Here is a 4471-nt window from a genome sequence, read left to right on the forward strand (position 1 = left end):
GCGCCGTTGAGCGGCTTCTGGTTGAGGATGGTGTCGAGCGCGATGGCGGTCTTGCCGGTCTGGCGGTCGCCGATGATCAGCTCGCGCTGGCCGCGGCCGATCGGGATCATGGCGTCGATCGCCTTGAGGCCGGTCGCCATCGGCTCGCTGACCGACTTGCGCGGAATGATGCCGGGCGCCTTGACGTCCACGCGGGCGCGCTTGGCGGCGTTGATCGGGCCCTTGCCGTCGATCGGATTGCCGAGCGCGTCGACGACGCGGCCGAGCAACTCCTTGCCGATCGGCACGTCGACGATCGCGCCGGTGCGTTTGACCGTCTGGCCTTCCTTGATCTCGCGGTCCGTGCCGAAGATCACGATGCCGACGTTGTCGGCCTCGAGGTTCAGCGCCATGCCGCGGGCGCCGTTCTCGAACTCAACCATCTCGCCGGCCTGGACCTTATCGAGGCCGTAGGCCCGGGCGATGCCGTCGCCGACGCTCAGGACCTGGCCGACTTCGGTGACTTCCGCCTCGGTGCCGAAGTTGGCGATCTGGCTCTTGAGAATCGAAGAAATTTCTGCGGCGCGGATGTCCATCAGCCGACCTCTTTCATGGCTAGGCGAATTGCGTTGAGCTTGGTGCGGAGCGAGCCGTCGACCATGCGCGAGCCAAGCTTGACGATCAGGCCGCCGATGATCGAGGGGTCAACCTTGACGTTGAGCTGGACGTCGCGGCCACCCGAGGCGGCCTTGAGCTGGTCTTTGAGCGTGGCGAGGTTCTCGCCGGAGAGCGCGGAGGAGCTGGTGACTTCCGCGCGCGTCACGCCGCGGCTCGCGTCGTAGAGCTTGAGATAGTCGGCGATCATTTGGCGGAGGAAAAAGAGCCGACGCTTGGTTGTGACGAGCCGCACGAAGTTGACGGCGGTCCCAGTAATCCCGTCCCGCGCGAGAATCGCGTCGAGCGCCTTAATCTGATCGTGCGCGGAAAACACCGGACTGCGGACAAGCCGCCCGAGATCGGGGCTCGTAGCGATCAGATCGTCGAGCTTATTGAGCGCGTCCGCCACAGCGGCGGTCTCAACGCGCTCCTGGGCGAGGGCGAACAGAGCAGACGCGTAACGCCCCGATACGCCAGAAACGGTATCGCTGTCTTCGGCCAAGGTCCGATCATCCCTTCGGGACGGGATGCGCCCCGACGTCCGCCAAATAGCCTGAACGTTTTCTGCGCGATCCTGAGAGGTTCCTGCCGCGCGTTCAAGGGAGCCCCCGGCCGCGAGACGGCGGTCAGGTACCATAGGCCCCCAAGGCGCGCAACGCCCGCAGCACCGAAATTGGAGGCCTCGAACGAAAGGATAAGAAGGTCGGGTGGAACGTCAAAAGCTTCGCACTTACAGACGGATGGCGTTGGCGACCGGCTTCTCTTCGGGCTTCTGGCGGCGGCGTTCGGGGGGAAGGATGGTGGAATATGTCGGAAAAGTCCGGCATGAATGCCAGCTGGAAAGGGAGCGGTTTCGGATGACGGGACGGGACGCAGCAGAAGGTTCGGCTGGGGCGCCGGACGTGTTCGGCGCGCTCGCCAATCCCGCACGGAGACAGCTCCTGATGGCGCTGCGCGCCGGACCAAAAACGGCCTCCGAGCTCGGCCAAGGGATGCCGATCGCCCGTGCGGCCGTATCCGAGCATCTCGCGCTGTTGCGCGCCGTCGGCCTCGTGTGCGCGCAGAAGCGTGGCCGCGAGCGGGTCTACCACCTCGATCCGCGTCCGCTCACGGAGGTGGGCGCGTGGTTGAACGTCATGCTCGCGTTCTGGACGCACAGGCTCAATGATCTGAAAGCGCTTAGGGAAGAAGGATGAACCAGGGACCGCCAACGGCGGCTGGCGGAGGAAGTTCCGCCTTGCCGAAATCCGTTCCCTTCCCCCGTTCTCCCTGCTATCCCCGCTGCCCATGACCGCCCACCCGATCGACAATATCCGCAACTTCGCCATCGTCGCCCATATCGACCATGGCAAGTCGACGCTCGCCGACCGGCTGATCCAGCAGACCGGGACCGTGGCGGAACGCGACATGGTCGAGCAGGTGCTCGATTCCATGGACATCGAGCGCGAGCGAGGCATCACCATCAAGGCCAACACCGTCCGCCTCGAATACAAGGCCAAGGACGGCAAGACCTACATCCTGAACCTGATGGACACGCCCGGGCACGTCGACTTCGCCTACGAGGTGTCGCGCTCGCTCGCAGCCTGCGAGGGCTCGCTGCTCGTGGTCGACGCGAGCCAGGGGGTCGAGGCGCAGACCCTCGCCAATGTCTATCACGCGCTCGACGCGGGCCATGAGATCGTCCCCGTGCTCAACAAGATTGACCTGCCGGCCGCCGAGCCGGACCGGATCAAGGAGCAGATCGAGGAGGTGATCGGCCTCGACGCCTCTGAAGCCGTGCCGATCTCGGCCAAGACCGGCCTCAACATCGACGCCGTGCTCGAGGCGATCGTCACCCGTCTGCCGCCGCCCAAGGGCGACGAGACGGCGCCGCTGAAGGCCCTCCTCGTCGACTCCTGGTACGACGCCTATCTCGGGGTCGTAGTGCTGGTCCGGGTGCTCGACGGGTTCATCAAGAAGGGCCTGCGCATCCGCATGATGGGCGCGGACGCGGCTTACGAAGTCGACCGGATCGGGGTGTTCCGCCCCAAGATGACGGAGACGGACCAGCTCGGCCCGGGCGAGGTCGGCTACATCACCGCCCAGATCAAGCAGGTCGCCGACACGAGGGTGGGCGACACGATCACCGACGACAAGCGCCCGACGGCGGAGGCGCTGCCCGGCTTCAAGCCGGCCCAGCCGGTGGTGTTCTGCGGCCTCTTCCCGGTCGACGCCGCCGACTTCGAGGACCTGCGCGCCGCGATGGGAAGGCTCCGCCTCAACGACGCGAGCTTTTCCTACGAAATGGAAACCTCTGCCGCGCTCGGTTTCGGCTTCCGCTGCGGCTTCCTCGGCCTCCTCCACCTCGAGATCATCCAGGAGCGGCTCGAGCGCGAGTTCAACCTCGACCTGATCGCCACCGCCCCCTCGGTCATCTACCGCATCAAGCGCACCGACAACACCACGATCGAGCTCCACAACCCGGCCGACATGTCCGATCCGGTCAAGATCGCCGAGATCGAGGAGCCATGGATCAAGGCGACCATTTTGACCCCTGACGACTACCTCGGCGCGACCCTGAAACTCTGCCAGGACAGGCGCGGCGCGCAGATCGACCTCAACTACGTAGGCAAGCGGGCCATGGTCGTGTACGAGCTGCCGCTGAACGAGGTGGTGTTCGACTTCTACGACCGGCTCAAGTCCATCTCCAAGGGCTACGCCTCCTTCGACTACCAGTTGATCGACTACCGCCCGGGCGACCTGGTGAAAATGTCCATTCTGGTCAACGGCGAGCCGGTCGACGCGCTCTCGATGCTCGTCCACCGCGACCGGGCCGAGAGCCGCGGCCGGGCGATGGTGGAAAAGCTGAGGGAGCTGATCCCGCCGCACATGTTCCAGATCCCGGTCCAGGCGGCGATCGGCGCGAAAATCATCGCGCGAGAGACGATCCGCGCTTTGCGCAAGGACGTCACGGCAAAATGCTACGGCGGCGACGCCACCCGCAAGCGCAAGCTTCTCGAGAAGCAGAAAGCCGGCAAGAAGCGCATGCGCCAGTTCGGCAAGGTCGAGATCCCGCAGGAAGCGTTTATCGAAGCGCTGAAGATGGACAGCTGATCGCGGCGGAGGCCGCCCAGCGTGACGGGTTTTTGCGATCCATCGAACGATTTGAAGGCTTTAGGCTCAACATTTTGATTCCCGCAGGGCCCCCAGAGGGCCGTTTGCCGCATTTCCGCCTGATTTGATGAGCGGGGGCTATGAGGCAGGTCTAGGAATCTCAGGTGGTTAGATAAAACAGTGAATGTTGCGCGTGTACTGCTCGCAGCGCGGAAGACGCGCGTCCCCAGCGGCGCTGTCGGAGGGAGCGCGTCCCGCGCTCCTGGACGGCGAGACGCCGTCCCTCCAGGACGAGCCACTGTAGGGCCGGCGCACTGCCGCGCGCTTCCGGACAAGGAAGTGTGGCGCCGCCGACAGACCGGCGAGCCCTCTCCACCCGCGCTGTGACCCCCTTCAACCGCCGACCCCATCCCATCGCGACCTCAGCCTCTCTCGACCTTTCGGAAGAAGAGTAACATAAGCTTCTGAGAACGGGAAGACATTGTTTCCGACCCGCGTCAAGATCGGGCGCACTCCCCTCTCCCTTGCGGGAGAGGGGTCCGGACTTGCGGGAGTGGGGTCGGGGGTGAGGGCGCGGACGGTTGAGGGGCGGGCGGCCAATCGCAGCCGCCGCAACCCTCATCCCCGCCCCTTCTCCCGGACGGGAAAAGGGGCGCGACCCTATATCGCAGTCATCCGTTCAATCCCACCTTGACTTGCGGGTATTGGGGCGGATTCTCAGCGCGCGACGGGATCTGCCATG

3 protein-coding genes and 1 pseudogene are annotated in these 4471 nt (G+C 65.1%); 2 read left to right on the forward strand and 2 right to left on the reverse strand.

Translation table 11 applies throughout. The features are described 5' to 3' along the window. Window positions 1–575: pseudogene (locus tag ACLP25_RS29320) on the reverse strand (F0F1 ATP synthase subunit alpha); the annotation flags it as partial. Further along, complete coding sequence (locus tag ACLP25_RS29325; RefSeq protein ID WP_442472618.1) at window positions 575–1138, reverse strand: F0F1 ATP synthase subunit delta; 564 nt, start codon at window positions 1136–1138, stop codon at window positions 575–577. The pseudogene ACLP25_RS29320 and the gene ACLP25_RS29325, both read right to left, overlap by 1 nt. A 355-nt stretch (window positions 1139–1493) precedes the next feature. Here ACLP25_RS29325 and ACLP25_RS29330 point away from each other — a divergent pair, with 355 nt between their 5' ends. Together ACLP25_RS29330 and lepA are read left to right on the forward strand one after the other, a co-directional pair. Next, complete coding sequence (locus tag ACLP25_RS29330; RefSeq protein WP_442472619.1) at window positions 1494–1832, forward strand: ArsR/SmtB family transcription factor; 339 nt, start codon at window positions 1494–1496, stop codon at window positions 1830–1832. 91 nt (window positions 1833–1923) lie between these two features. Continuing rightward, window positions 1924–3729, forward strand: coding sequence for a translation elongation factor 4 (lepA, locus tag ACLP25_RS29335; protein WP_442472620.1), 1806 nt, complete (start codon window positions 1924–1926; stop codon window positions 3727–3729). Window positions 3730–4471: the final 742 nt, after the last annotated feature.

The organism is Roseiarcus sp. (assembly GCF_052145395.1).
Classification (GTDB): Bacteria; Pseudomonadota; Alphaproteobacteria; order Rhizobiales; family Beijerinckiaceae; genus Roseiarcus.

Excerpts from the sequence above, each read along its gene's own strand:
- lepA (WP_442472620.1), top strand. The coding sequence starts at position 1,924 with ATGACCGCCCACCCGATCGACAATATCCGCAACTTCGCCATCGTCGCC.
- ACLP25_RS29330 (WP_442472619.1), top strand. The coding sequence starts at position 1,494 with ATGACGGGACGGGACGCAGCAGAAGGTTCGGCTGGGGCGCCGGACGTG.